Source organism: Nonomuraea sp. NPDC003707, from assembly GCF_053587055.1.
Genome location: NZ_JBSFNK010000005.1, coordinates 551,595 through 577,541 on the forward strand (window position 1 = coordinate 551,595; position 25,947 = coordinate 577,541).

At 70.4% G+C, this 25,947-nt stretch carries 26 protein-coding genes; 10 read left to right on the forward strand and 16 right to left on the reverse strand.

Going from position 1 to position 25,947, the window contains the following annotated elements; genetic code table 11:
• Window positions 1–35: 35 nt before the first annotated feature.
• The 3 genes from ACWDRB_RS16460 to ACWDRB_RS16470 form a co-directional block, all read right to left on the reverse strand.
• Complete coding sequence (locus ACWDRB_RS16460) at window positions 36–515, reverse strand: DinB family protein (RefSeq protein WP_397371279.1); 480 nt, start codon at window positions 513–515, stop codon at window positions 36–38.
• Window positions 516–582: 67 nt separating this feature from the next.
• Window positions 583–2,259, reverse strand: a complete 1,677-nt coding sequence (locus tag ACWDRB_RS16465) for a glycerol-3-phosphate dehydrogenase/oxidase (protein ID WP_355191439.1) — start codon at window positions 2,257–2,259, stop codon at window positions 583–585.
• 154 nt (window positions 2,260–2,413) lie between these two features.
• The gene (locus tag ACWDRB_RS16470; RefSeq protein WP_350731073.1) at window positions 2,414–3,184 is read right to left on the reverse strand and encodes a DeoR/GlpR family DNA-binding transcription regulator; all 771 of its coding nucleotides are present in this window, start codon (window positions 3,182–3,184) and stop codon (window positions 2,414–2,416) included.
• Between the two features lie 129 nt (window positions 3,185–3,313).
• Here ACWDRB_RS16470 and ACWDRB_RS16475 point away from each other — a divergent pair, with 129 nt between their 5' ends.
• Genes ACWDRB_RS16475 through ACWDRB_RS16490 form a run of 4 tightly spaced genes read left to right on the forward strand, consistent with a single transcriptional unit; the run spans window position 3,314 to window position 7,059 of the window.
• A complete protein-coding gene (locus ACWDRB_RS16475; RefSeq protein ID WP_350731071.1) occupies window positions 3,314–4,186 on the forward strand; it encodes an SIS domain-containing protein in 873 nt (290 codons plus the stop codon).
• A complete protein-coding gene (gene nagA / locus ACWDRB_RS16480) occupies window positions 4,183–5,316 on the forward strand; it encodes an N-acetylglucosamine-6-phosphate deacetylase (protein ID WP_449894561.1) in 1,134 nt (377 codons plus the stop codon). The genes ACWDRB_RS16475 and nagA overlap by 4 nt, the downstream gene beginning before the upstream one ends.
• Window positions 5,316–6,224: a 1-phosphofructokinase family hexose kinase gene (locus ACWDRB_RS16485; protein ID WP_449894563.1), complete on the forward strand. Its 909-nt coding sequence runs from the start codon at window positions 5,316–5,318 to the stop codon at window positions 6,222–6,224. The genes nagA and ACWDRB_RS16485 overlap by 1 nt, the downstream gene beginning before the upstream one ends.
• Before the next feature lie 10 nt (window positions 6,225–6,234).
• A complete protein-coding gene (locus tag ACWDRB_RS16490; RefSeq protein WP_449894566.1) occupies window positions 6,235–7,059 on the forward strand; it encodes a class II fructose-bisphosphate aldolase in 825 nt (274 codons plus the stop codon).
• Here the strand turns inward: ACWDRB_RS16490 and ACWDRB_RS16495 are convergent.
• From ACWDRB_RS16495 to ACWDRB_RS16505, 3 genes are read right to left on the reverse strand one after another with little or no spacing between them, the layout of a single operon-like run.
• The gene (locus ACWDRB_RS16495; protein WP_449894568.1) at window positions 7,049–7,495 is read right to left on the reverse strand and encodes a GNAT family N-acetyltransferase; all 447 of its coding nucleotides are present in this window, start codon (window positions 7,493–7,495) and stop codon (window positions 7,049–7,051) included. The two genes, ACWDRB_RS16490 and ACWDRB_RS16495, sit on opposite strands and share 11 nt — an antisense overlap.
• Window positions 7,492–8,268 (reverse strand): phosphotransferase family protein, encoded by a 777-nt coding sequence (locus ACWDRB_RS16500; protein WP_449894570.1) that lies wholly within the window; start codon window positions 8,266–8,268, stop codon window positions 7,492–7,494. The genes ACWDRB_RS16495 and ACWDRB_RS16500 overlap by 4 nt, the downstream gene beginning before the upstream one ends.
• A gap of 9 nt (window positions 8,269–8,277) precedes the next feature.
• Window positions 8,278–8,847, reverse strand: coding sequence for a TetR/AcrR family transcriptional regulator (locus ACWDRB_RS16505; RefSeq protein ID WP_350731455.1), 570 nt, complete (start codon window positions 8,845–8,847; stop codon window positions 8,278–8,280).
• Window positions 8,848–8,919: 72 nt separating this feature from the next.
• On the opposite strand from ACWDRB_RS16505, the gene ACWDRB_RS16510 reads away from it, so the two are divergent.
• Window positions 8,920–9,480: a dihydrofolate reductase family protein gene (locus ACWDRB_RS16510; RefSeq protein WP_449894573.1), complete on the forward strand. Its 561-nt coding sequence runs from the start codon at window positions 8,920–8,922 to the stop codon at window positions 9,478–9,480.
• Here ACWDRB_RS16510 and ACWDRB_RS16515 read toward each other — a convergent pair.
• Genes ACWDRB_RS16515 through guaB form a run of 3 tightly spaced genes read right to left on the reverse strand, consistent with a single transcriptional unit; the run spans window position 9,458 to window position 13,264 of the window.
• Window positions 9,458–10,651 (reverse strand): RNA polymerase sigma factor, encoded by a 1,194-nt coding sequence (locus tag ACWDRB_RS16515; protein ID WP_449894576.1) that lies wholly within the window; start codon window positions 10,649–10,651, stop codon window positions 9,458–9,460. The two genes, ACWDRB_RS16510 and ACWDRB_RS16515, sit on opposite strands and share 23 nt — an antisense overlap.
• 5 nt (window positions 10,652–10,656) lie before the next feature.
• Window positions 10,657–11,778 carry a GuaB3 family IMP dehydrogenase-related protein gene (locus ACWDRB_RS16520; protein WP_355190294.1) on the reverse strand — a complete coding sequence of 374 codons (1,122 nt, stop codon included), beginning with the start codon at window positions 11,776–11,778 and terminating at the stop codon, window positions 10,657–10,659.
• A 4-nt stretch (window positions 11,779–11,782) separates the two neighbouring features.
• The gene (gene guaB, locus ACWDRB_RS16525; RefSeq protein WP_449894579.1) at window positions 11,783–13,264 is read right to left on the reverse strand and encodes an IMP dehydrogenase; all 1,482 of its coding nucleotides are present in this window, start codon (window positions 13,262–13,264) and stop codon (window positions 11,783–11,785) included.
• Window positions 13,265–13,848: 584 nt separating this feature from the next.
• Here guaB and ACWDRB_RS16530 point away from each other — a divergent pair.
• Both ACWDRB_RS16530 and ACWDRB_RS16535 read left to right on the forward strand, forming a co-directional pair.
• Window positions 13,849–14,838: a helix-turn-helix transcriptional regulator gene (locus tag ACWDRB_RS16530; RefSeq protein ID WP_363962222.1), complete on the forward strand. Its 990-nt coding sequence runs from the start codon at window positions 13,849–13,851 to the stop codon at window positions 14,836–14,838.
• Window positions 14,839–14,877: 39 nt separating this feature from the next.
• Window positions 14,878–15,255, forward strand: coding sequence for a DUF5319 domain-containing protein (locus ACWDRB_RS16535; protein ID WP_090930411.1), 378 nt, complete (start codon window positions 14,878–14,880; stop codon window positions 15,253–15,255).
• Between the two features lie 109 nt (window positions 15,256–15,364).
• On the opposite strand, the gene ACWDRB_RS16540 is transcribed toward ACWDRB_RS16535, so the two are convergent.
• The 3 genes from ACWDRB_RS16540 to ACWDRB_RS16550 all read right to left on the reverse strand — a co-directional run bounded on the left by ACWDRB_RS16540 (window position 15,365) and on the right by ACWDRB_RS16550 (window position 17,316).
• Entirely contained in the window at window positions 15,365–16,000 is a 636-nt protein-coding gene (locus tag ACWDRB_RS16540) for a sigma-70 family RNA polymerase sigma factor (RefSeq protein ID WP_132334441.1), read from the reverse strand.
• A gap of 435 nt (window positions 16,001–16,435) precedes the next feature.
• Window positions 16,436–16,729 carry a hypothetical protein gene (locus ACWDRB_RS16545; RefSeq protein WP_449894581.1) on the reverse strand — a complete coding sequence of 98 codons (294 nt, stop codon included), beginning with the start codon at window positions 16,727–16,729 and terminating at the stop codon, window positions 16,436–16,438.
• The gene (locus ACWDRB_RS16550) at window positions 16,726–17,316 is read right to left on the reverse strand and encodes a hypothetical protein (RefSeq protein ID WP_449894583.1); all 591 of its coding nucleotides are present in this window, start codon (window positions 17,314–17,316) and stop codon (window positions 16,726–16,728) included. Before ACWDRB_RS16550 ends, ACWDRB_RS16545 begins: the two co-directional genes overlap by 4 nt.
• A gap of 200 nt (window positions 17,317–17,516) precedes the next feature.
• On the opposite strand from ACWDRB_RS16550, the gene ACWDRB_RS16555 reads away from it, so the two are divergent.
• Window positions 17,517–18,725, forward strand: a complete 1,209-nt coding sequence (locus ACWDRB_RS16555) for a sialidase family protein (protein ID WP_449894586.1) — start codon at window positions 17,517–17,519, stop codon at window positions 18,723–18,725.
• A 70-nt stretch (window positions 18,726–18,795) separates the two neighbouring features.
• On the opposite strand, the gene groL is transcribed toward ACWDRB_RS16555, so the two are convergent.
• Window positions 18,796–20,415: a chaperonin GroEL gene (gene groL / locus ACWDRB_RS16560; protein ID WP_449894588.1), complete on the reverse strand. Its 1,620-nt coding sequence runs from the start codon at window positions 20,413–20,415 to the stop codon at window positions 18,796–18,798.
• 73 nt (window positions 20,416–20,488) lie between these two features.
• Window positions 20,489–20,800 carry a co-chaperone GroES gene (gene groES / locus ACWDRB_RS16565; RefSeq protein ID WP_043623565.1) on the reverse strand — a complete coding sequence of 104 codons (312 nt, stop codon included), beginning with the start codon at window positions 20,798–20,800 and terminating at the stop codon, window positions 20,489–20,491.
• Window positions 20,801–21,052: 252 nt separating this feature from the next.
• On the opposite strand from groES, the gene ACWDRB_RS16570 reads away from it, so the two are divergent.
• Together ACWDRB_RS16570 and ACWDRB_RS16575 are read left to right on the forward strand one after the other, a co-directional pair.
• On the forward strand, window positions 21,053–22,306 hold the full coding sequence (locus tag ACWDRB_RS16570; protein ID WP_449894590.1) for a class I SAM-dependent methyltransferase: 1,254 nt from the start codon (window positions 21,053–21,055) through the stop codon (window positions 22,304–22,306).
• Window positions 22,307–22,492: 186 nt separating this feature from the next.
• Entirely contained in the window at window positions 22,493–24,448 is a 1,956-nt protein-coding gene (locus ACWDRB_RS16575; protein ID WP_449894592.1) for a hypothetical protein, read from the forward strand.
• A 41-nt stretch (window positions 24,449–24,489) separates the two neighbouring features.
• Here ACWDRB_RS16575 and tsaD read toward each other — a convergent pair whose 3' ends face one another.
• Window positions 24,490–25,521, reverse strand: a complete 1,032-nt coding sequence (tsaD, locus tag ACWDRB_RS16580; protein ID WP_350731043.1) for a tRNA (adenosine(37)-N6)-threonylcarbamoyltransferase complex transferase subunit TsaD — start codon at window positions 25,519–25,521, stop codon at window positions 24,490–24,492.
• Window positions 25,514–25,945, reverse strand: coding sequence for a ribosomal protein S18-alanine N-acetyltransferase (gene rimI / locus ACWDRB_RS16585; RefSeq protein ID WP_449894594.1), 432 nt, complete (start codon window positions 25,943–25,945; stop codon window positions 25,514–25,516). The genes tsaD and rimI overlap by 8 nt, the downstream gene beginning before the upstream one ends.
• Between the last annotated feature and the right edge of the window lie 2 nt (window positions 25,946–25,947).

Consider the following 25,947-nt stretch of genomic DNA (forward strand, 5'->3'; position numbering starts at 1 on the left):
GCGGATCCCGCAGCGCCGCGTGCCGCCCCTCCCCCTTACGACTCGGCCAGCTCGCGGGCGATGTCCAGGTGGCCGGCGTGGCGCATGTACTCCTCCAGGACGTGGAACATGATCCACGCCAGCGTCGGCGGCTCCTTGGGCGGCTGGAACCGGCCGATCCGCGAGGCCACGTCGGACAGTCCCGCCCCCGCCACCGCCTGCCTGGACCGCTCGCACTGCGCCAGGTAGAAGTCCTTGATCTCCTCGAACGACTCGGCCGCGACGAACCTGTCGTCCTCGTCGCGGTCGCTCCACGGGTCCTCGACCTGCTCGCCCGCGAAATCCCAGACGAACCAGCGCCGCTCCATGTACGCCAGGTGCTTGAGCATCGACACGGGCGTCCACCCCGACGGCACCCGGCTCACCTCGGGTTCGGGGAACCCGTCCAGCTTGCGCAGGATCTCCTCGCGATAGTGGTCGAGGTAGCCCTCCAGCAGCGCGCGGGGGTCGGAAAGCTGGTTGGACGGCTCGCTCATGCGCCCTCCTTCGTCGGTCGCACGAGCGAGTCGCTCGCGTGTCCAATTGTTCGCTCGCTACGCTCGCTCATGAGGGCTGCTCCGGGGCGACGACGGGGACGATCTCCGGCGCGCCGAGCCTGATCGCGTCGGCCTCCTGGTCGGAGACCTGCTCCTGCGAGCGGCGCTCCGCCTCGACACGCTTTGTGTAGTATTCCACCTCCCTTTTCACCTGCTCGCTGTCCCAGCCGAGCGGCCCCGCCATCAGCTCGGCGGCCTCCTGCGCCACGGCCAGGCCGCGGTGGAAGGTCTCGATCGAGATGCGCGTACGCCGGGTCAGCACGTCGTTGAGATGCCTGGCCCCCTCGTGGGTGGCGGCGTAGACGATCTCGGCGCGCAGATAGTCGTCGGCCCCCGACAGCGGCCTGCCCAGCGACGGCTCGTGCTCGATCAGCTCCAGCACCTCGTCGATCATCGAGCCGTAGCGCTGCAGCAGGTGCTCGATCCTGGCCACGTGCAGCCCTGAGGTGAGGGCGATGCGGTGCCTGGAGTTCCACAGCGCCTGGAAGCCCTCGGCGCCCGCGAGCGGGATGCGGTCGGTGCACGAGCGCGGCACCCGCTGGTCGAGCCCGTGCGCCACGGCGTCCACCGCGTCCTTGGCCATGACCCGGTAGGTCGTGTACTTCCCGCCCGCGATCATGACCAGGCCCGGCACCGGGTGCGCCACCACGTGCTCCCTGGACAGCTTGGAGGTCTCCTCCGACTCGCCCGACAGCAGCGGGCGCAGCCCCGCGTAGACGCCTTCGACGTCGTCGTGGTTCAGGGGCACGGACAGGACGGAGTTGACGTGGTCGAGCAGATAGTCGATGTCCGCGCGGGAGGCGGCGGGGTGGCTCTTGTCGAGCGTCCACTCGGTGTCGGTGGTGCCGATGATCCAGTGGCGGCCCCAGGGGATCACGAAGAGCACGGACTTCTCCGTGCGCAGGATGATCCCGGTCAGCGAGTGGATCCGGTCCCGCGGGACCACGAGGTGGATGCCCTTGGACGCGCGTACGTGGATCTGGCCCCGGCCTCCGACCAGCTCCTGGATGTCGTCGGTCCAGACGCCGGTGGCGTTCACCACCTGCTGGGCGCGTACGTCCAGCTCGTCGCCCAGCTCCAGGTCGCGCACGCGTACGCCGGTGACCCGCTCGCCCTCCCGCAGGAACCCCAGCACCTGCGCCCGCGGCGCGATCTGCGCGCCGTAGGTGGCGGCGGTGCGCAGCAGGCTCACCACGTAGCGGGCGTCGTCCATCTGCGCGTCCCAGTACTGGACGGCGCCCGTGAGGGCGGACTTCTTGAGCGCCGGGGCCAGCCGCAGCGCCCGCGACCTGGACAGATGCCGGTGGCCCGGCACGCCGCGGGTGGTCCCGGCCGCGGCGCCGAGCGTGTCGTAGAGCGCCACGCCCGCGCCGACGTAGACCCGCTCCCACACGTAGTGGGTCAGCGGGAAGAGGAACGGCACCGGCTTGACCAGGTGCGGGGCGATCCGCTGCAGCAGCAGCGCCCGCTCCCGCAGGGCCTCGCGCACCAGCTCGAAGTTGAGCTGCTCCAGGTATCGCAGACCCCCATGGATGAGCTTCGAGGAGCGCGAGGAGGTGCCGGAGGCGAAGTCCCTGGCCTCCACCAGGGCCACGTCGAGCCCCCTGGTCGCGGCGTCGAGCGCGATCCCGGCGCCCACGATGCCGCCGCCGACCACGACCACGTCGAAGTTCTCCCCGGCCATGCGCTCCAAGGCCGCGGTCCGCTCCGCCGGCCCGAGCTGAGCCACGAACCTTCCCGGCGTCATATCCCCCCCTGATACGGCTTTGTCGCCTGCGCCTCGATACCTACCCTCAGGGCGGTCAGGCTGTAACGCGGCGGGCGACGGCGCGGGGGGGTCAGGCGCGGATGACCTTCACGCCCGCCTCCGTCAGCTCCGCGGCCAGCGCGTCGGAGAGCTGGGCGTCGGTGACCAGCGTGTCGATCTGCCCGATCGGGCAGATCCGGGAGAAGGCCCGCTTCCCGATCTTGGAGGAGTCGGCCACCACGACCACGTGCGCGGCCCGGCTGATCAGCAGGTGGTTGACGCTCGCCTCCCCCTCGTGGTGGGCCGACGCGCCGAGCTCGACGTCCAGCGCGTCCACCCCGAGGAACGCCACGTCCAGCGTCACCTGCTCCAGCACCCCGGTGGCCAGCGGCCCGATGAGCTCGTACGACTGCTGCCTGGCCACCCCGCCGGTCACCACGATCTTGACGTGCTGGCGGACGGTCAGCTCGGCCGCGATGTTCAGCGCGTTCGTGACGATCGTGAACCCGCTCTCCAGCGTGGACAGCGTGGCGAGCGTGCGCGCCAGCTCCGAGGTGGTCGTGCCGCCGTTGAGCCCCACCACGGCGCCGGGCGTCACCAGCTCGGCCGCCGCCGTCGCGATGCGGTGCTTCTCGTCGGCGTGCCTGGCCGTCTTGTAGCGCAGCGGCAGGTCGTAGCTCACGCTCTGCGCGACCGCCCCGCCCCGCGTGCGCATGAGCATCTGCTGCTGGGCCAGCTGGTCGAAGTCCCGCCGGATCGTCGCCGTGGAGACGCCGAGCGCCTGGCTGGCCTCCTCCACCGACAGTCTGCCCTCCTGGGCCACCAGCTCGAGGATGGCGTTCCAGCGGTCGTACCGGGACACAAGGCCTCCTAGGCGATGGGGACAAGGGCAAGCGTGGCACAACCAGCCAGGGCAGGGCCAACAGTGTCCATTAATGCACTTTCCTGGTATAAAACCAGCAGAAACAATCAATCGCCGGGGAGGCAAGTGGTGACCACCCACACCGAGGCCGAGATCGCGTCCCAGCCGTCGTGCTGGCGCCGCGCCATCGCGAGCGTTCCCGCCGACGCGCTGCCGCGCCACGGCGAGCGGGTCGCCGTGGTCGGGTGCGGCACGTCGTGGTTCATCGCGATGGCGTACGCCGCCCTGCGCGAGCGGGCCGGGCACGGCGAGACCGACGCCTTCGCCGCCTCCGAGGCCCCGATCGGGCGCTCGTACGACCGCGTGCTCGCGCTGACCCGGTCCGGCACCACGACCGAGGTGCTGGAGCTGCTGGCCAGGACGACCACGAAGACCACGGCCATCACCGCCGACCCCGGCACGCCGATCATGACGGCCGCCGACGAGGTCGTCGTGCTCGACTACGCCGACGAGCAGTCGGTCGTGCAGACCAGGTTCGCGACCACGCAGCTGGCCCTGCTGCGCGCCAGCCTCGGCGAGGACCTCGCCAAGGCCGTCGAGGACGCCGAGGCCGCCGTGGCCGCTCCGCTGCCCGACGAGCTGGTGCGGGCCGAGCAGTTCAGCTTCCTCGGCGCCGGCTGGTCGGTCGGCCTGGCGCAGGAGGCGGCGCTGAAGATGCGCGAGGCGTCCCGCTCGTGGACGGAGGCGTACCCGGCGATGGAGTACCGGCACGGCCCGATCAGCATCGCCGCTCCCGGACGCGTGACGTGGATGCTCGGCGCCGCCCCCGAGGGCCTGCGCGCGCAGGTCGAGGAGACCGGCGGGACGTTCTTCGAGACCGCGCTCGACCCCATGGCCGAGCTGATCCGCGCGCAGCGGGTGGCCGTCGCCCGGGCCTTCGCCCAAGGGCTGAACCCGGACGAGCCCATGCACCTCACGCGATCTGTGATCCTTTCTTCATGAGCCTTACTCTTGCCGACGCCAGGATCGTGACCCCCGAGGGGGTCCACGAGGGGTGGCTGACCATCGAAGACGGCCGCATCACGCATGTCGGCCGCGGATCCGCCCCAGGTCAGGGTCTGAGCGTGGGTGGGCGGCACGTCATCCCCGGGTTCGTGGACATCCACAACCACGGGGGCGCGGGCGGCTCGTTCCCGACCGGCGAGCAGGACAAGGCGCGTGAGGCCGTCGAGCTGCACCGCCGCCACGGCACCACCACGACGATGGCCAGCCTGGTCACCGACTCGATCGACGGGCTGACCAGGGCCGTGGCGGCGCTGGCCGAGCTGTGCGAGGAAGGGCTGCTGACCGGCATCCACCTCGAAGGCCCCTACATCGCCAAGGCCCGCTGCGGCGCGCACGACCCGACGCTGCTGCGGGAGCCGTCCCGGCAGGAGCTCTCGGAGCTGCTGAAGGCCGGGCGCGGGCACGTCCGCATGGTGACCGTCGCGGCCGAGCTGCCCGGCGCGCTCGACTTCATCCGCATGGCCGCCGCCGAGGGCGTGATCGCGGCCGTGGGGCACAGCGACGCCGACTACGAGACGACGATCGAGGGCATCGAGGCGGGCGCGAGCGTGGCGACCCACCTCTACAACGCGATGCCGCCACTGGGCCACCGCGCGCCCGGCCCGGTGGCCGCGCTGCTCGACGACGAGCGGGTGACGGTCGAGCTGATCAACGACGGCGTGCACGTGCATCCGGCCATGCTGCGCCTGGCGTACGAGGTGGCGGGTCCCGGCCGGACGGCGCTGATCACCGACGCGATGTCGGCCACCGGGCTCGGCGACGGCGACTACGTGCTCGGCCCCATGCGGGTGCGGGTGGAGGACGGCGTGGCCAGGCTGGTCGAGGGCGGCTCGATCGCGGGATCCACGCTGACCATGGACGTCGCGTTCCGGCGCAGCGTCCAGGAGGTCGGGATGTCGCTGCCCGACGCGGTCCAGGTGGCCTCCCTGACGCCCGCGCGGGTGCTGGGCCTGGCCGACCGGATCGGCTCGATCGCCGTGGGCAAGGCGGCCGACCTGGTGATCCTGTCCGACTCGCTGGAGGTGGCCGGGGTGATGAAGGACGGCGTCTGGATCACGGAGCCCTGATGATCCTCACCGTGACGCTCAACGCCGCCCTCGACGTGACCTACCAGGTCCCCGACGTCGACTGGGACGGGGTCAACCGGGTCAGCGCGGTGCACCGGCGCGCCGGCGGCAAGGGCGTCAACGTCGCCCGCGTCCTGGCCGCGCTGGGCCAGGACGTGCTGGTCACGGGGCTCGCGGGCGGCCCCACCGGGCGGGCGATCGAGGACGACCTGCGGGCGGCCGGCCTGCCCGCCGCCCTGCACCCCGTGGCCGCCGACTCCCGCACGACGCTGGTCGTCTCGGAGCAGGCGGGCACGCGTACGGCGCTGTTCAACGAGCCCGGCCCGGAGATCACCCCCGCCGAGCTGGCGGGCTTCGTCCGGCGTTTCGAATCGCTCCTCGACGCCGCCGGCGCGGTCGTCATCTCGGGCAGCCTCCCGCGTGGCGTCCCCGCCGACACCTACGCCACGCTGGCGGCCGTCGCCGCCGGCAAGGGGGTCCCGGCCATCGTGGACGCCGACGGCGATCCCCTCCGCCACGCTCCCAAGGGCCGTCCCTCCGTGGTCAAGCCCAACCGGGAGGAGCTGGCCAGGGCCGTCCCCGGCGGCAGCCCGGCCGAGGGCGCGCAGGCGCTGCGCAGCCAGGGCGCCGGGGCCGTGGTGGTGTCCATGGGCGCCGACGGGCTGCTGGCGGTCACCGGGGAGGGCACCTTCACCGCGCGCATGCCGTACACCGTGCGGGGTAATCCGACGGGGGCGGGCGACTCGCTGGTCGCCGGGCTCGCGCTGGGCCTGGTGGAGTCGGCGTCGTGGCCCGACAGCCTCAGGCGGGCCGCGGCGCTCGGCGCGGCCGCCGTGGCCGCGCCCGTGGCCGGCGACTTCGACCCCGACGTCTACGCCGACATACACCCCCAGATCATCATCACGTAAGGAGCACGTCATGCCCCTTGTTGCCATCGGCGACATCGTCCGCCAGTCGCCCGCCGGGGTGGGCGCCTTCAACGTGATCCAGCTCGAGCACGCCACCGCCATCGTGGCCGGCGCCGAGGCCCTGGGCCTGCCGGTCGTGCTGCAGATCAGCGAAAACTGCGTGCGCTACCACGGCGCGCTGGAGCCCGTCGCGCTGGCCTCGCTGGCGGTGGCCAGGCGGGCCGAGGTGCCGGTCGCGGTCCACCTCGACCACGCCACCGACCGCGCGCTCGTGGAGGAGGCGGTGAAGCTGGGGCTGGGCTCGGTGATGTACGACGCCTCGGCCCTGCCCGACGACGACAACGTCCGCACGACCGCCGAGGTGGTGGCGTGGTGCCACGAGCGCGGCGTGTGGGTGGAGGCCGAGCTGGGCGAGGTCGGGGGCAAGGACGGCGTGCACGCGCCCGGCGCGCGCACCAAGCCGCACGAGGCGGTCGACTACGTCGCCAAGACCGGGGTCGACGCCCTGGCCGTGGCCGTGGGCACCTCGCATGCCATGACGACCAAGGACGCGGTGCTGGACCTGGCGCTCATCGCCGAGCTGCGGGCCGCGGTGCCGGTGCCGCTGGTGCTGCACGGCTCGTCGGGGGTGCCGGACGACGTGCTGCGCGAGGCCGTGCGGACCGGCATGAAAAAGATCAACATCGCGACCCACCTCAACAAGGCGTTCACCGGCGCGGTGCGCGACTACCTGGCCCACGACGAGCGCGTGGTCGACTCCCGCAAATATCTCAAGGCCGGGCGGGACGCGGTGGCCAGGGAGGTCAGCCACCTCCTGGGCGTCCTCACGGGGTGAGCTGTTTGCGCATCATGACCGCGGAGCGGCCTTCTACCCCCATGCGGCCGGTCTCGACGTAGCCGAGCGACTCGTACAGCGCGATGTTGGTGGTCATCTTGACGTTGGTGTAGAGGCGCAGCGCGGGCAGCCCCAGCCGGCGCGCCTCCTCCTCGGCGTACGCCATCAGCGCCCGCCCGAGGCCCTTACCCTGGCGGCCGGGCCGCACGGCGACGTTCTCCACCAGCAGGACGCCGTCCTCGGGGACGAGCACGATGAGCCCGTCGAGGAGCCCGTCGAGCGCGTCGGTGACGTGCACCTGGCCGGCCGCGATGAGCGCGCCGTAGTCGGCCTCCATCGGCAGCGGCCGCATGCCGACGACCTCGATCCAGGGCGAGTACGCGTCGTGGACCAGCCGCTCCACGGCCGCCTTGTCGGTGTGATCCGCCAGTCTCATGCCGCCAATGTTGCCAGCACGCGTTCGACCTGTCGTTCGAAGGTGCCCGGCGGATTGCGCGGGTGCTCGTGCGAGAGCAGGAACAGCCAGACGAGCGCGTGCAACCTTCGGCAGTCGCGCATCCGCCGCTCCTCCGCCGGGTTCAGCTCGAACCGGTGCGCGATCTCCACCTCGCCGTCCACCCACATCGACACGTGCTCGGCCATCTCGGCCAGCTCGAACGCCACGTCGCTGCGCCCCGAGTCCTCGTAGTCGACGATGCGGACGCGGGTGCCGTCCCACAGGAAGTTCGCCAGGTTGCCGTCTCCCGCCCCGAACGCCGGCGTGACCCCCGACTCGCCCGGCGACCAGCTCCGCAGCCACCGCGTGCCCTCCTTGACCGCCCGGTCCGCCAGCGGGTCCCTGGGCTGCCAGTGCTCGCCGCGCCGCCCGGCCCAGTCGGCGAGCGCCTCCAGCTGCCACGGGCGCAGCGGAACGGCCCGGAGCACGTGCGGCGGCACCGCGGTGTGCAGCTCGGTGAGCGCCTCGACCAGGGCCGCGACGTGCACCGCCGTCGCGAGCAGCCCGCGCAGCGACACCCCGTCGATCCGGGACATCGTCACCACGCCGTCCTCGTAGCCGATCGGCTCGGGGGCCAGGCCGGGGGCGTGCTCGGCCAGCAGGTTCAGCGCGCGCCACTCGCGCTCGGCCGCGCCGGGCTTGCTGTCCATGTAGCGCTTGATGACGACGTCGCCGGCGAAGGCCAGCTCGTGCGTGTGGCGTAGGTCGGCCATGCCCGCATGCTAGGGCACCAACCGCTCAACGGCGCTGGTCACGAGCTTGTGGATCTCCTCCTCGCCGAACACGTCGGGCAGCGTGAGCCGCTCGACGACCAGCCAGTTCATGGCGAGGTAGAGCAGCACCACGCTCGTCGTGTCGCCGGGAAGGCCCGATTCGAGGTGGTTGCGCACGTTCGCGTCCACGTCGGCGCGGATCCGCTCGGTCAGCACGGCCCGCAGCTCCGGCCGCCGGGTGGCCTCCAGGCGGAGCTCCAGCAGCGCCAGGTAACCCGACCTGTACGCCGCCACGCGATCGACCACCTCGTGCATCAGCGCGACCACCCGGTCGCGGTCACGCGGCCCGCTCATGTGGGCGGCGGTCATGGCGGCCTCCGGCTGCAGGAGCTCGTAGATCCGGCCGCCCGCCTGGGTGAACAGCTCGTCGCGACTGGGGAAGTAGTTGGACGCGGTGCCCGGCGGCACCTCCGCCTGCTTGTCCACCGCCCTGAACGTCAGCCCGCGGGCCCCTTCCCTGGCCAGCACCTCGATCGCGGCATCGACCAGCGCCGTCCGCCTGGCGACGTTCTGCCTCACCACGTTGACACCACTCCATCTGTAGTACTACGGTTAAATCACTTCAAGCATAGTACTTTATCTGGAGTCGTTTTGCGCAAGCTCGTGTACTACATCGCCACCTCCATCGACGGCTACATCGCGGGGCCGAACGGCGAGTTCGACTTCTACCCGTGGGCCGACGACATGATGGCCGACGTCAACGCCCGTTACCCCGAGACCGTCCCCACCCACCTCCGCGCCATGATCGGCCTCGACGCGCCCAACCGGCGCTTCGACACGGTGCTCATGGGCCGCGCCACGTACCAGATCGACAAGGCCGTGACCAGCCCGTACGCCCACCTGCGGCAGTACGTCGTGTCCAGCACCATGGAGATCGAGGACCCGGCCGTCGAGCTGGTCACCGGCGACCCGCTCGGCCTGGTGCGCCGGCTCAAGCAGGAGGAGGGCCTGGACATCTACCTCTGCGGGGGTGGCAAGCTGGCCGGCGCCCTGCTGCCGGAGATCGACGAGCTGATCATCAAGTGCTACCCGGTGGTGGCCGGGGCGGGCATCCCGGCGTTCGACGGCGAGTTCCGGCCCACCGTGTTCACGCTGACCGGCTCGAAGACCTACAGCAACGGGGCGGTGGTCATGACGTACGCCCGCCAGTGATCAGCCGCCTGCGCAGGAAGTCCCGCTCCACGTCGTTGCCCGCCCGCGCGGCCGCGGCCTCGTACGCCGCCGCGGCCTCCTCCTCGCGCCCGAGCCGCCGCAGCAGGTCGGCCCGCACCGCGTGGAACATGTAGTAGTCGTCGGGCCCCTTGAGCAGCCCCAACGCCACCTCGGGCCCCTCCACCTCGGCCACCGCCACCGCCCGGTGCACCGCCACGACCAGGCCCGGGTCGAGCCGCGCCAGCAGGTCGTACAGCCGCACGATCTGCCCCCAGTCGGTGTCCTTCGCGCTCGCCGCGTCGCTGTGCACGGCGTTGATCGCGGCCTGGATCTGGTACGGGCCGGGCTCGTCACGCCGCAGGCACCGCCGTACGAGCTCCTGGCCCTCCGCGATGAGCTCGCGGTCCCACAGCCCGCGGTCCTGCTCCCCCAGCAGCACCAGCTCGCCCTCCTCGGAGGTACGGGCGGCGCGGCGCGACTCGATCAGCAGCATCAGCGCCAGCAGCCCCATGACCTCGGGCTCGTCCGGCATGAGCTCGACCAGCAACCGCCCGAGCCGGACGGCCTCGGCGCACAGGTCCGCGCGGACGGCCGTATACCCCTCGTTGAAGATCAGGTAGACCACGGCCAGCACCGCGCGCAGGCGTTCGGGCAGATCGGCCTGCGCCGGGATCCGGTACGGGATCCCGGCGGTCCGGATCTTGCTCTTCGCCCGCACCAGCCGCTGCGCCAGCGTCGCCTCGGGCACGAGGAACGCGCGGGCGATCTCCACCGTCGTCAGCCCGCCGAGCAGCCGCAGCGTGAGAGCCACCCGCGCATGGACGGCCAGCGCGGGATGGCAGCACGTGAAGATCAGCCGCAGCCGGTCGTCCTGGACGGGCCCCACGTCCGCGGGCTCGTCCTGGGCGTGCAGGAGCGCGGCCTGCGCGTACTTGCCAGGCCGCGCCGACTCCCTGCGCAACCGGTCGACGGCCCGGTTGCGGGCGGTCGTGATGATCCACCCGGCCGGGCTCGGCGGCACCCCGGCGGACGGCCACTGCCGCACCGCCACGCTGAACGCCTCCTGCACCGCCTCCTCGGCGATGTCGATGTCACCGAAGACCCGCACGAGCACGGCGACGGACCTGCCGTACTCCTCGCGGAACACCCGCTCGACCGCGGTCTCCGGCATGGGCGTCAGCGCTGGATCGGGGCCACCACGACCTCGACGCGCTGGAATTCCTTGATGTCCGAGTAGCCGGTGGAGGCCATCGTCCGCTTGAGCGCGCCCATCAGGTTCATCGAGCCGTCGGCCACACTCGACGGCCCGTGCAGGATCTGCTCCAGCGTGCCGACCGTCCCGAACTCGACCCGCCGGCCGCGCGGCAGGTCGGGGTGGTGCGCCTCCGAACCCCAGTGGAACCCGTGGCCCGGCGCCTCGGCGGCCCTGGCCAGCGGCGAGCCCACCATCACGGCGTCGGCCCCGCAGGCGATGGCCTTGGCGATGTCACCGGAGGTGCCCATGCCGCCGTCGGCGATCACGTGCACGTAGCGCCCGCCGGACTCGTCCATGTAGTCGCGCCGCGCCGCCGCCACGTCGGAGATCGCCGTGGCCATCGGCACGGCCACGCCCAGCACGTTGCGCGTCGTGTGCGAGGCGCCGCCGCCGAAGCCCACCAGCACGCCCGCCGCGCCGGTGCGCATCAGGTGCAGGGCCGCCGTGTACGTGGCGCAGCCGCCCACGATGACCGGCACGTCCAGCTCGTAGATGAACTGCTTGAGGTTGAGCGGCTCGGCCCGGCCCGAGACGTGCTCGGCCGACACGGTGGTGCCGCGGATGACGAAGATGTCGACACCCGCGTCGATCACGGCCTTGTGGTACTGGACCGTACGCTGCGGCGACAGCCGCACGGCGGTGGTCACGCCGGAGGCCCGGATCTCCTCGATCCGCCGGCCGATCAGGTCCTCCTGGATCGGCGCCGCGTAGATCTCCTGGAGCCGCTTGGTGGCCGCCTCCGCGTCGAGCGCGGCGCACTCCTCCAGCAGCGACGACGGGTCCTCGTAGCGCGTCCAGAGCCCTTCGAGGTCCAGCGGCGCGAGGCCGCCGAGGCGGCCGATCTCGATCGCGGTCGCCGGGGACACCACGCTGTCCATGGGCGCGACCACTACCGGCAGCTCGAACCGGTAGGCGTCGATCTGCCAGGCGATCGAGACCTCCTCCGGGTCCCGGGTGCGCCGCGAGGGAACAAGGCCGATCTCGTCAAGCGAGTACGCCCGCCGTCCGGCCTTGCCCCGGCCGATCTCCACCTGCTGAGTCATGAACTTACCTTCTGTGATAGTTCGGAGCTTCCACGGTCATCTGGATGTCGTGGGGGTGGCTCTCCTTGAGGCCCGCCGCCGTGATCGGCATGAGCTCGCAGTCGGTGTGCATCTGCATGATCGTGCGGCAGCCGGCGTACCACATGCCCTGGCGCAGGCCACCGACGAGCTGGTGCGCGACGGCCGCGACCGGGCCGCGGTAGGGCACCTGACCCTCGATGCCCTCGGGGATGTACTTGTCGTCGCCGCCGACGTCGGCCTGGGCGTAGCGGTCCTTGCTGAAGGAGGTGCCGCCGCGCTCGCGGTTGCGCACCGCGCCGAGCGAGCCCATGCCCCGGTACGACTTGAACTGCTTGCCGTTGATGAAGATCAGCTCACCGGGCGACTCCTCGCAGCCGGCGAGCAGCGAGCCCAGCATGACCGTGTCGGCGCCGGCCGCGATGGCCTTGACGATGTCGCCGGAGTACTGCAGGCCGCCGTCGCCGATGACCGGCACGCCCGCGGGCGCGCACGCCTTGGACGCCTCGTAGATGGCCGTGACCTGCGGCGCGCCGACCCCGGCCACCACCCGCGTGGTGCAGATCGAGCCGGGCCCGACGCCCACCTTGACCGCGTCCGCGCCCGCGTCGACCAGCATCTGCGCCCCGGCCCTGGTCGCGATGTTGCCCGCGACGACCTGCACCTTGCTGTTGGCTTTGATCTTGCCGACCATGTCGGCCAGGCCTTTGGAGTGACCGTGGGCCACGTCGACGACCACCACGTCGACGCCGGCCTCGATCAGCGCCTTGGCCCGCAGCTCGGCGTCGCCACCGACGCCGACGGCGGCCCCCACGACCAGCCGGCCGTCGGCGTCCTTGGTGGACAGCGGATACTGCTCGCTCTTGGTGAAGTCCTTGACCGTGACCAGGCCGCGCAGCCTGCCGTCGGAGTCGACCAGCGGCAGCTTCTCGATCTTGTTCTTCCTGAGCAGGGCGAACGCCTCGTCACGCGACACCCCGACCGGGGCGGTGACCAGCGGCATCTTGGTCATGACCTCGCGCACGGCACGCGACTGGTCGGTCTCGAAGCGCATGTCGCGGTTGGTCACGATGCCGAGCAGCGTGCCGTCCACGTCCGTCACGGGCACACCCGAGATCCGGTACGTCGCGCAGAGCTTCTCCACGTCGGCCAGCGTGTTGTCGGGGCTGCAGGTGACCGGGTTGGTGACCATGCCGGCCTCGGACCGCTTGACCAGGTCGACCTGCTGGGCCTGCTCCTCGACCGACAGGTTGCGGTGCAGGATGCCGATGCCGCCCTGGCGGGCCATGGCGACCGCCATGCGGGCCTCGGTGACGGTGTCCATGGCCGCGGAGACCAGCGGGATGGACAGCGTGATGCCCCGGGACAGCCGGGCCCTGGTATCGGCCTCGCCTGGTTGCAGGTCTGAATAGCCGGGCACCAGCAGCACGTCATCGAAGGTCAAACCTGTCTCGGTGAACTTGGACATGCTGCGGCCCCCTCTTGCCGTTGCTCTGATTGAGCCAAGTCTAGGCCCTGCCTCCAAACTGCGCCGCAGCACCCACACCCGCCACGCCCACCGCCTTCCCCACCCCCAGGACCCCCTTCAACCGATCACCCCCACCGGCCCCCAACTCCCCGCTCCCCACCGCCGCCGCCCGCCGGCCGCACCACCCGGGCCGCGGCGACAACGGCGATGCCGGGAGCACGATGACCCCCACGGTCCGTCGTACTCCCGGCATCGAAAAGTGCCGAGACACGGGACGGTCGGTGATCCGTCCCGTGTCTCGGCCACCGGCATCCGGGTCGAGGCGACGCTTGGCGCCACCGAACCCCCCTCCGCGTCCTGATGGCCCGCTGTCGCTTCAGCCCTCACAGGATGCCGACGCTAGGTAAAGCCTGCGTTACGGAACGGAACAACGCAATGCGAAAACGTGCAATTGCACGAAGTTGCACACCGCGCTCCGACCAGTCACCGCAACGGGGGGACACGAGCGTAATGCGGGGTTATCCTCACGGCACGCCCGTGTCCCCCCAACGGAGCCGCCCATAATGCGCAACGAGCCCCGCACGATGCCTGATCCTTTCGAGACGCTGGGCCTCGACCCGACGCAGACCGCGCTGTACACCGCGGTGTTGCGCCTGCACCGCGCGACCCGCACCGATCTCGCGCAGGCCATGGACGGTCCCGTCGAGAAGGTCGGCCGCCAGCTCGACGACCTCGTCAAGCTGGGCGTGATCGACGAGCAATCGGGGGAATACCTGGCCAGGCACCCGGCCGCGGCCCTCGGCAGGGTGATCGCCGATCGGCTCGACCGGCTGGCGGAGGAGAGCCGCAGGATCGACTCGGCGCTCGGCTCGATCCGGTCGCTGATCCGCGACTACGACGCCGGCCGCGACTACCAGAGCGGCACCTTCACGGTGGAGATGGTGAACGGGGCCGACGTGCTGTACGAGAGCGTGGTCGGTATAGCCGTGCAGTCTCCGCCGATGGAATTATTGACCGCGGTTCCCGACGAACGCACAATGATCGATTTCGCGCGCAAATTTGCGGAACTATGGATTGACGCGCAAGAACGAAAACTTCTCACGGTTCACGTGATCATTCCGGTTTCGACTCTGGTTCTGCCGGGCGTACGCGACCAGCTCACCCGGGTGCTGGAGACGGGCGGCAAGGTACGCACGCTGGACCGGGTGCCGAGCTGGTTCATGACCGCGGGGCCCGAGGTCGCGGGCCTGCCCCCGTACTGGGGCGGCAACCTGCCGGACCACGCGTACAACTTCTATCTGATCCGCACGCCGATCGTCGTGGGCATGCTCCGCACGCTGTTCAGGGAGCTGTGGGCCAGGGCCGTGCCCCTGCCGTGGGGCCGCCGGGGCGACGGCATGGTCCAGGTCCTCCGCCTGGCCGCCCAGGGCATGTGTGACGACTCCATAGCCCGCCAACTGGGCGTATCGGTGCGAACAGTCCGGGCGAGGTTCGCGGACGCCATGTCCGAACTGGGCGCTCAGTCGCGTTTCCACGCAGGCGTGGAGGCGGCCAGGCGCGGATGGCTGAGGTAATGTCCACCGCTCGGGCCGCTTCGGTCATATGGTGGGAAGGTGCTGGAAGACGTCCCCCGCGACCCGTTCGCGGACGACCCGAACGACCCTTCCTCGGCGATGGGCGCCCTCGACGACGCCGAGCCACTCACCGCAGCCGAACGCGACGAGGCCATCACGGACCTCGCTGACGTCGAGGTCTTCCGCTCCCTGCTCGAACCGCAGGGGGTCCTGGGCCTCGTACTCGACTGCCCTGAATGCGGCGAGCAGCACTTCTTCGACTGGGAGCTGCTGCGCGGCAACCTACGACAAATGATCGAGAAAGGCCAGCCGCAGGTCCACGAGCCGGCCTTTCACCCGGACCCCGCCGACTACGTCAGCTGGGAGTACGCCAGAGGCTACGTCGACGGCGTCATCGACACGGAGGAACGCCGCTGACCGACATCATCGAGCAGCACGGCCAGCAACCGCGCGGCTGGATCGCCTGAGTCAGGGCTCTCTCCACGACCGAGCGCGTCGAGCAGCGCGTCGGTCTCCTCCTCTGACGTCAAGCCGACTCCAGCTCGGCCATCTGCCGCAACCTGGCAAGCGCCCGATGCTGGGCGACACGAACCGCACCCGGTGACATACCGAGTACATTACCGGTCTCCTCAGCCGACAACCCTGACACCACCCGCAACAGCAGCAACTCGCGCTGATTCTCGGGCAATCTGGCCAGGAGTCTGCGCGCGTGCTCGACCTCGATGTAGCGGACCACGGTCTCCTCGGGCCCCGGCCCGTCGTCCGGCCCATCGGGCAGATCCTGAGTCGGTACGGCCGAGCGCACCGAACTCCGTAGCGCGTCGGCCACTTTGTGCGAGGCGATCCCGAACACGAAGGAGGCGAACGGCCGCCCCATGTCGCGGTATCGCGGCAGCGCGGACAGGACCGCGATGCACACCTCCTGGGCTACGTCATCGGCAATGTGATATTGCCCTGAAACCCTGCCCAGCCGGGCGCGGCAATACCGCACCACCATCGGACGCAACTCACCGAGCAGGGATTCGATCGCACTGCGATCTCCCTGCACGGCGAGGCTCGTCAGTTCCCTTAGGTCGGAGTCATCCGTCCGTGCCGGAAGTCTCGACGCGAGCCTTACCCCAATTTTGGCGTCGGCGACGCTTCCCTCGCTCACGATAGGCATGATGCCCGCACTGATCCGGCCTGTCGTCATGGCGAACGGCTACGGATTGGTCACATTGAAGCGACGATAACGGGCAGTAATCAAATGACCACACTAAGGCTTAACTAGTGACATAATGTTTCATCCCATAACCTGGAATGCACGACAATTGTCAGATCCCGGACGCTTATCACCCACTGCCGGTTTACTCCAATAATCCACCTTTTCCGCCCACTTCTCCCCAACCGCCCGCGCCCAAGGGGTCCCGGGGCAAACGGCATGGTCCTCACACCGGCGACGCGCTTCGCGCGATGGAGAGCTCAGACAGCCCTGACGGGGCAACCCCGACCCCGCCCACCAAGAGCCGTTCCGGCAGAGGGCCGTCACCGCCACAAGCGCAACCGCTCGCCCCACAGCCGACCGAGCCCTCAGCCAACAAGGCCTTCACGATGCGCGTCAAAGGACGAACGGGAGCGCCCGTTCCGCCGCATCCACAACCGCGGCCGCCGCCGGCAGGTCATCGCGGACGCCGTCCTCATCGATCCAGGCGCTGCTGGTCGGGTACTCGCTTTCGTGCCGCGTCGTGCGGATGCGATCGATCGGGCGAAGGATCGCTCCCATGGATGCCCCGAGCTGCGCCCGAGCGGCGTGCTGGACCGCCAGGTGGCCACCGGTCGTCGTCGCCCGCAGACCCTGGATCTGCAAGAGCGCCGCCAGGGACTCTTCCCTTCCGCGTGCCCAGCTCGTCATTCCGTCCCTCCGCCGGAGATCGGCACCATCACCTGCGGACGACTACGAAGCTCACGAATGAACCCGTCCTCGCCGGCCTCCCAGCGCGCGCGGCTGATGACCACCGTGTTGACCTGGCGCCCGAGCCTGGATCTCGCGCGTTCCGCGGCATCGTGAAGATCATCGCGATCGGGACGTCCGATCACCAGAAGGTCGATGTCGACCGGGGACGGGCCGGGCTCTCCACGCATCCGGGCCGCCCACGAGCCGAAGACAATGGCCTGCTCCACGCCACCGACGCTCGCCAGTTCCTCTGCGAGGACCTGGGCCGGGCCAAGGGTGATCGTGACGAGATCGCGGAGCGCGCCGTAAAAAGGGGCGCTGCGGTTGGCGCTCACCAGCTTGGTACGCCCTACGTGCCGAGCACTGAGGACTCCCGCCTGTTCGAGCTTGGCGACCTCGCGGGCCATCGTGCCACTGTCGGTCCCGGCGATCGCCGCCAGATCGCCGACCGCGTGCTCCTGGTCCCCTATGTAGGTAAACGTCAGCACCGCACAGGTGATCCGAGAGCGGAAGATCGGGAAAACGGCGGGAGGTGGTTTCTGCATGCCTGGATCCTTTGACAGAGGCATGCGTGATTGGTCGATCACGCTGTGTAGATTACTGGCAAAACGCCAGGATATTCTGGCTCTTTGACAGAATAGCTCGCCTACGCGCCACAGCTGCGGCACCGATCTTCAGGAGGCAGTGGATCAGGGGACCGACCGATGAGACGATCATGGCCGCGAACGCGTAAATGGAGGCATTGATGCGTACATTTCGGACGTTCACTGCGGCAGCCGGAGCACTCATGGCCGTCGCCCTCAGCGCATCACCCGCGGCGGCCGCGCAGGCCCCCACGTACGTCTTCCACAAGCAGACCCTGTGGAAGTCGATCCCGGCCAGCGGATCCCAGGGGGCCACCTGCTACCGGCTGCCGGCGGTCGTGAAGACCAGGAACGACGTGCTGCTCGCCTTCGCCGAGCGGCGCAACAAGAACAACTGCGCCGACCACGGCGCGTTCGACGTCGTCATGCGGCGCTCGACCGACGACGGCGTCACCTGGGAGGCGAGCAGGGTCGTCCTGCCCAGTACGGCCGGAGCGGCCCTGCAGGGGAACGCGACCGTGGTCGCCGACTCCGGCGGGCCGGTGTTCCTGTTCACGACCTCGGAGCCGACCGCGTCCCAGACGACGCCGCGTACACCGAAGGTCCAGGTCAGCACGGACGACGGCGTCACCTGGTCGAGCCCGAAGGACCTGTCGGGCGTCGTCAAGGCGCCCGCGGGCGCCGGGGACTGGTTCGCCACAGGGCCGGGGCACGGCATCCAGCTGACCCAACCGGCCCACAACGGCCGCCTGGTGGTGCCCGTCTACTTCAGTGTGGGCGACACGCAGAGCGTACGGCTGATCTACAGCGACGACCACGGCGCGACCTGGCAGATCGGCGCGACCGCGACCTACGACAAATCGGTGCTGAAGCTGGGCGAGCAGACCCTCGTCGAGCGGACCGACGGCGGCATCCTCGTGATCGCCCGCAACGGCGCCGTACCCGACGACCAGGCCTCCGTCCACGGCCTGGCCCGGGGCGTGAGCACGGACGGAGGCGAGTCGTTCGACGGCGATTTCCGGGCCGACGGCGCCGTCACCGCTCCGCCCACCCACCCGGCCCTGCTGCGCCAGCGGGACAAGGCCCCCTACACCCGGATCCTGCTCTCCGCGCCCGCCACGCCGAAGACCGACAACAACCCGGTGGGCATGAACGTGCGCTCGTCCTTCGACGAGGGCGCGACCTGGCGGAACTATGACAACTCCACCAACAACGCGGGGGTGAGGATCGACGGCGACCACGCCGGATATTCCGACATGGCGCTCCTCGGCAACGGCGCGATCGGCGTCCTGTACGAGGCGGGCGTGAACCGCTTCCGGGACGAGATCCGCTGGAACTGGTTCTGGGAGAGCGCGATCGGCCTGCGCTGAACCGTCCCCGGAACGCCGAACGGCCCGCAACCCTTTCGGGTGTGCGGGCCGTGGCGAGAGAAGAGCCGGGTCAGTGGCCGTGGCCGTGACCGTGGCCCGCGCCGGCGGCGGGGGCCTCCTCCTCGGGCTTGTCCACCACGAGCGCCTCGGTCGTGAGGAGCATGCCCGCGATCGACGCGGCGTTCTGGACGGCCGAACGCGTGACCTTGACCGGGTCGATGACGCCCTGCGCGATCAGGTCGCCGTATTCGCCGGTCGCGGCGTTGAGGCCGTGGCCGGCCTCCAGCTCGGCGACCTTGTGCGTCACCACGTAGCCCTCGAGACCGGCGTTCTCGGCGATCCAGCGGGCCGGCTCGACCAGGGCGCGGCGCACGACGCCGACACCCGTGGCCTCGTCGCCCGTCAGGCCGAGGTCGTCGAGAGTCTTGGAGACGTGGATCAGCGCGGAGCCACCGCCGGAGACGATGCCCTCCTCGATCGCGGCGCGCGTCGCGGAGATCGCGTCCTCGAGGCGGTGCTTCTTCTCCTTCAGCTCCACCTCGGTGGCGGCGCCGACGCGCAGCACGCACACACCGCCGGCGAGCTTGGCCAGGCGCTCCTGCAGCTTCTCGCGGTCCCAGTCGGAGTCGGACTGCTCGATGGCGAGCTTGATCTCCTTGACGCGGTCCTCGATGGCCTGCGGGTCACCGGCGCCGTCGACGATGGTGGTGTTGTCCTTCGTGACGACGACGCGGCGGGCCGTGCCGAGCACCTCGAGACCGACGTGCTCCAGCTTGAGGCCGACCTCCTCGCTGACGACCTGGCCACCGGTGAGGGTGGCGATGTCCTGCAGCATGGCCTTGCGGCGGTCGCCGAAGCCCGGGGCCTTGACGGCCACGGAGGTGAAGGTGCCGCGGATCTTGTTGGTGACCAGGACGGCCAGGGCCTCGCCCTCGACGTCCTCGGCGATCACGAGCAGCGGCTTCTTCGTCTGGGCGATCTGCTCCAGCAGCGGCAGGAAGTCCGCGATGGAGGCGATCTTGCCCTGGGTGATCAGGATGTAGGCGTCCTCGAGGACGGACTCCATCCGCTCGGGGTCGGTCACCATGTACTGCGACACGTAGCCCTTGTCGAACTGCATGCCCTCGGTGAACTCGAGCTCCATGCCCATGGCGTTGGACTCTTCGACGGTGAGGACACCGTCCTTGCCCACCTTGTCGAACGCCTCGGCGATCAGGTCGCCGATCTGCGCGTCCTGGGCGGAGATCGTCGCGACGTTGGCGATCTCCTTCTTGTCGGCGACCTCGCGGGCGCTGTCGAGCAGCTTGTCGCTGATCGCCTTGGCGGCCTTGTCGATGCCGCGCTTGAGCGACAGCGGCGAGGCGCCGGCGGCCACGTTGCGCAGGCCCTCGCGGACCATGGCCTGGGCCAGCACGGTGGCGGTGGTGGTGCCGTCACCCGCGATGTCGTTGGTCTTGGTGGCAACTTCCTTGGCGAGCTGGGCGCCGAGGTTTTCGTAGCGCTCTTCCAGCTCGATCTCACGAGCGATGGTCACACCGTCGTTCGTGATCGTCGGCGCACCGAACTTCTTGTCGATGACGACGTTGCGGCCGCGCGGGCCGAGGGTTACCTTCACGGCGTCGGCGAGGGCGTTCACACCGCGCTCGAGCGCGCGGCGGGCATCCTCGTCGAACTCCAGGATCTTCGCCATTGTTTGAAAGTCCTCTCCTAGCGTCGAAAGCCCCGGCCGCCCTCAAGAGCGCCCGGGGCTCGACACATCCGGCTTACTTCTCGATGATCGCGAGAACGTCGCGGGCGGAGAGCACGAGGTACTCCTCGCCGCCGTACTTGACCTCAGTGCCGCCGTACTTGCTGTAGAGGACAATGTCGCCCTCAGAGACGTCGAGCGGAATCCGCTTGTCGCCGTCCTCATCCCAGTTGCCGGGGCCCACCGCGAGGACCTTGCCCTCTTGCGGCTTCTCCTTGGCGGTGTCCGGGATGACCAGGCCGGAAGCGGTGGTCTGCTCGGCCTCAAGCGGCTGAACCACAATGCGGTCGCCGAGCGGCTTAACGGGAACCTTGGTGGCGGTCGTCACGATCGGACCTCCCCTTCAGATTTGAATGATCTAGAAGAGGCGACCAGCTGGGCCTGCCGTCGCGGGTGTCAGACCTGCCTCGTCGCACGTTGGCACTCTCAAGGGGAGAGTGCCAACAGGAAACATATGCAAGAGGGGCTTGACAGTCAACACGAACGCGTCTGCTGAGAGCGATCAGACCGAATCCGCCCCCTCTGGATACCGTACGCCCATGGTCCGACCGGGTCGGACGTGGCACTAACGTCGGGTGATGTGGACCTTGACGCCTTCGACGAGCTGCTGACACCGCGCGGGCAGCGCGCGCTCGCGGAGGCCGTGGAGTTGGTGGGCACGGATCCGGTGGCCGCCGCCACGAGGCTGCGCAAGACGTACGACGCCGCGCTGACCTCCGCGGCGCTCACCCAGGCGGGGCTGCGGGAGCGCGCCAGGGCCAAGTTCGGCGAGGACGCCGGGCGGATGTACTTCACGCCGCACGGCCTGGAGCAGTCCACGCGGACGGAGGTCGCCGAGCACCGCGCCCACCGCCTGACCGCCGAGGCACAAGCGGACGCGCCCCCGCACGGGCTCGGCGTCGCGGAAGCACCCCTGCACGGACCGGACGCACCCCCGCACGGGCTCAGGCGTGGGCTGAGGGTCGTGGACGCCTGCTGCGGCGTCGGCGGCGACTTCCTCGCGCTGGCCCGCGCCGGCTGCACCGTGGCCGCCGTGGACACCGACCCGCTGACCGTCGCCGTGGCCAGGGCCAACGCCGACGCGCTCGGCCTGGCCGACAGGGTGACGGTGTCGGTGGGGGACGCGGCCGAGGTCCGGCCGGAGGAGTACGACGTGCTCTTCGCCGACCCGGCCAGGCGGACGGGCCGGGGCAGGACGTTCGACCCCATGGCCTACTCCCCGCCCTGGCCGGTGGTGCTCGACCTGGTCTCCAGAGCCTTCCGGGCGTGCGTCAAGGTCGCCCCGGGCATCCCGTACGAGTTCATCCCCGGAGGCGCCGAGGCCGAGTGGGTCTCGTACAAGGGCGAGGTCAAGGAGGCCGCCCTCTGGACCGGCCAGGAGGGAGCAGGGCGCCGCGCCACCCTGCTGCCCGGCGGCCACACACTGACCGCCACGGGCGCCGAGGCCGCCGTCGGCCCGGTCGGCAGGTACGTCTACGAGCCGGACGGCGCGGCCATCCGGGCACACCTCGTGGGCGAGGTGTCGGAAATCGTGAACGGACGCCTGCCCGACCCGATGATCGCCTACATCACCGGTGACGACCCGATCGACACCCCATGGGCGGCCAGATATGAAGTAGAGGACGTTCTCCCCTTTTCAGGGAAAAAGCTGCGCGCCGCCCTCCGTGAGCGACAAGTCGGAAATGTCACCATCAAGAAGCGTGGCTCCGCCGTCGACATCGAGCGCCTCCGCTCAGATCTCCGTCTAAATGGCGAAAAATCGGCAACTATCATCCTTACCCGAATCATCGATAAGCCATCGGTCATCATCTGCGACACCTCTCCACCTGCCTGAACCGGTCATTCTGCCGTTAACCTCGATCTTTCTCTTCGCCCCTGACGGACCTTGATCGAGAGGCTAAGGTGGGCGGACGGGAGTTCTCCCCTGATGCGGTTTTCCGCGTTCCCGCTCGTTCATCTGAAAATCGACCTATATCCCACCGCTGCGCGGCAGACCGTCGGCGAGCCAAAGGAGCTTTCGGTGGACCATTCCAACCACACCACCCTTCTCCAGGCAGGAGGCCAGTCCGGCATCTCCGAGAGGATGCGGGACCTGCTGGCGCGCGCCTCGCAGGATCATGTGTACGAGCAGCGCACGCAGGGGGCCGTGCTGGACGAGATCCGCCAGCGGCTCGAAGGCATGGAGTGGCTGCTGCGCGAGGTCCGCGAGCGCGAGCTCGGCGGCCTCAGCGGCACGCTGCAGGCGGTCAGCGGGCGGCTCGACGACATCACCGCCAAGCCGCCGATGTGGGCGGAGGGGCTGGCTCAGCACGTCGAGGCGGTACGCGACCACGTGGACGCCGTCGGGGAGCGGATCGGAGACGTGGACGCCCGCGTCGCCCCGGTGGCCGACCTGCCCGGCCTGCGGGCCGACCTGGGCACCATGGGCGAGGGCGTGGACGAGGCGCTCACCCGCCTGCAGACGGTGCTCGACAGCACGGACGGCCTCACGAAGGGGATGTCCGACTTCGCCGCCACGCTGGCCACGCTCAACAGCAGCATGGAGGCCGCCGCGAGCCGCTTCACCAGGCTCGACAAGTCGATGGCCGACCTGACCACCCGCACCGACCGGGTCGAGGTCGCGGTCGGCGACCTGTCGGAGCACCTCACCGCCCGGCTGAGCGCCCAGGACAAGCAGCTCGCGGTCCGGATGGACGAGACGGACCAGCGGCTGACCACGCGGCTCGTCGAGGCCGACCAGCGCCTCACGACCCGGCTCGACGACACCGACCAGCGGCTCTCCGACCGCCTCGACGAGACCGACCAGCGACTGACGGTCCGCCTCGGCGAGAGCGACCAGCGACTGTCCGACCGGCTCGACCAGACCGAAGAGCGGCTCTCCGACCGGCTCGACGAGACCGACCAGCGGCTGTCCGACCGGATCGACCAGACCGGCCTGCGGCTGAGCGCCCGGATGGACGAGACCGACCAGCGCCTGGCCACCAGCCTCGTCGAGGCGGACGAGCGGCTGGGCAGCCGCCTCAAGGAGTCCGACGAGCAGCTCGGCAGCCGCCTGTCCGACGTCGAGCTGCGCCTCGCCACCAGGCTCGACGAAACCGACCAGCACCTCGCCATCCAGCTCGGCGAGAGCGAGCAGCGCCTGAGCGCCCGGCTCAGCGGCGTGGACGCCCGGCTCGACCGGGTCGAGGGCAGGCTCACGGGGCTCGACTCGCGGCTCACCGGGTTCGACAGCCGTCTGGAGTCCGCCGACGAGTGCCTGGCCGACATCGACACCAGGCTTGACGGCCTCGACGGCAGGATGGCCGGCGTCGACAAGCGGCTCCTGTCCGTGGACAACCAGCTCGGCGGCGTGGACAAGCGGCTGGGCACCGTGGACGGCCACCTCGGGCGCCACGACGACAGGTTCGACGCGCTCGACGTACGCATCGACGCCCGCTTCGGCGCCCTCGACGAGCGCATGGCCACCTCCGACCAGCGCCTCGGCGAGCTGTCCACGCGCAACGAGGGCCGCTTCAACAAGCTCGACACCCAGATCGACTCCGTCGACGAGCGCCTGGTCGAGGCCGAGGAGCACCTGAGCAGCCGGTTCGACGGCATCGACACCCGCTTCAACGGGCTCGACACCCACCTCAACGGCCTGGCCACCCGCGCCGAGCAGGCCAGCGCGCACCTGGAGTCCGTCGACGACCGCATCGAGACCGTCAGCGAGCGCGTGGGCCGCCTCCCCGAGGCCCTGGCGGGCCAGAGCGAGCTGCTCCAGGCGCACGCCGGAGACCAGGCCGAGCGCCTGACCGCCGCAGCGAGCGCGCTCACCGAGCTCGTCACGGCGCGTCCCGACCGCGACCAGCTCACGGAGACGGTCACCGGCATCGTCCAGCCCGCGACCGACGACCTCACCAAGCGCCTGGGCACCCTGGAGGAGACCATGCTGGCCCTGGCCGAGGCCCTCCTGCGCCCCACCAGGGCCAAGGACTAGGACTGACTTCGGGGGCCGTGCCGTCATCGACGGCACGGCCCTCACACGTGAACGGTCGTGATCGGCAGCGAGGAGTCGGCGGGGATCTCCAGCGTCGACGGCGTGATCCCGGCCGCGACCAGGTTGGAGCCCAGGGCGGCGACCATCGCGCCGTTGTCGGTGCACAGGCCGGGGCGGGGCACGCGCAGCCGTACGCCGGCCGCGTCGCACCGCTCCTGGGCCAGCGCGCGCAGCCGCGAGTTGGCCGCCACGCCGCCCCCGATCAGCAGGTCGTGCACGTCGTACTTCCGGCACGCCTGCAGCGCCTTGCGGGTCAGCACGTCGACCACGGCCTCCTGGAACGAGGCGGCCACGTCGGGCACGTGGATCGACTGCCCGGACGCCTCGCGGGCCTCGACCCAGCGCGCCACGGCCGTCTTGAGCCCGGAGAAGGAGAAGTCGAGCGTCCCGTCGTCGATCTTGCCGCGCGGGAACGTGATCGCCGCGCCCGAGCCGTCGCGCGCGGCCCGGTCGATGTGCGGCCCGCCGGGGAACGGCAGCCCCAGCACGCGCGCGACCTTGTCGAACGCCTCGCCGGCCGCGTCGTCGACCGTCGAGCCGAGCGAGATCACGTCTGAAGCCACGTCGGGCACGAGCAGCAGCGAGGAGTGGCCGCCCGACACGAGCAGGGCGATGCACGGCTTGGGCAGCGGCCCGTGTTCGAGCTGGTCGACGGCCACGTGGGCGGCGAGGTGGTTGACGCCGTAGAGGGGCACGCCGAGGCCCAGCGCGTACGACTTGGCGGCGGCCACGCCCACCAGCAGCGCTCCCGCCAGCCCCGGGCCCGCGGTGACGGCGATGGCGTCGATGTCGGAGAACTTCAGGCCGGCCTCGGCCAGCGCGGCCTCCACGGTCGGCGTCATGGCCTCCAGGTGGGCGCGCGAGGCCACCTCGGGCACCACACCGCCGTAGCGGGCGTGCTCCTCCATGCTGGAGGCGATCGTGTTGGCCAGCAGGGTGTGGCCCCTGACGATGCCGATGCCGGTCTCGTCGCAGGAGGTCTCGATGCCCAGGACCAGTGGTTCGTCAGTCATCAAGATTCCTTCTCATCATGATCGCGTCGGTGCCGTCGTCGTAGTAGCGGCGACGGGTGCCGATGTCCTCGAACCCGTAATGCCGGTAGACGGCCTGCGCGCGCGGGTTGTCGGCGCGTACTTCCAGGAAGATCTCCCGCGCTCCCCTGCGGCCCGCCTCGGCCAGCAGCTCGGTCAGCAGGGCGCCGCCGATGCCGGTGCCCTGGTGCTTCTCCAGCACCGCGATGGTCTGCACGTCGGCCTGGTCGGCCGCGGCGGCGAGCCCGGCGTAGCCGATGATCTCGCCGTCCACGAGGGCCACCACGTAGTGGCGCGAGCGCGGCATGTCGGCCAGCTCGCCGCGCATCATGCCCTCGCTCCACGCGTCGAGCGGGAACGTGGCCCGCTCGATCGACATGACCGCCGGCAGGTCGGTCGCGGTCATCG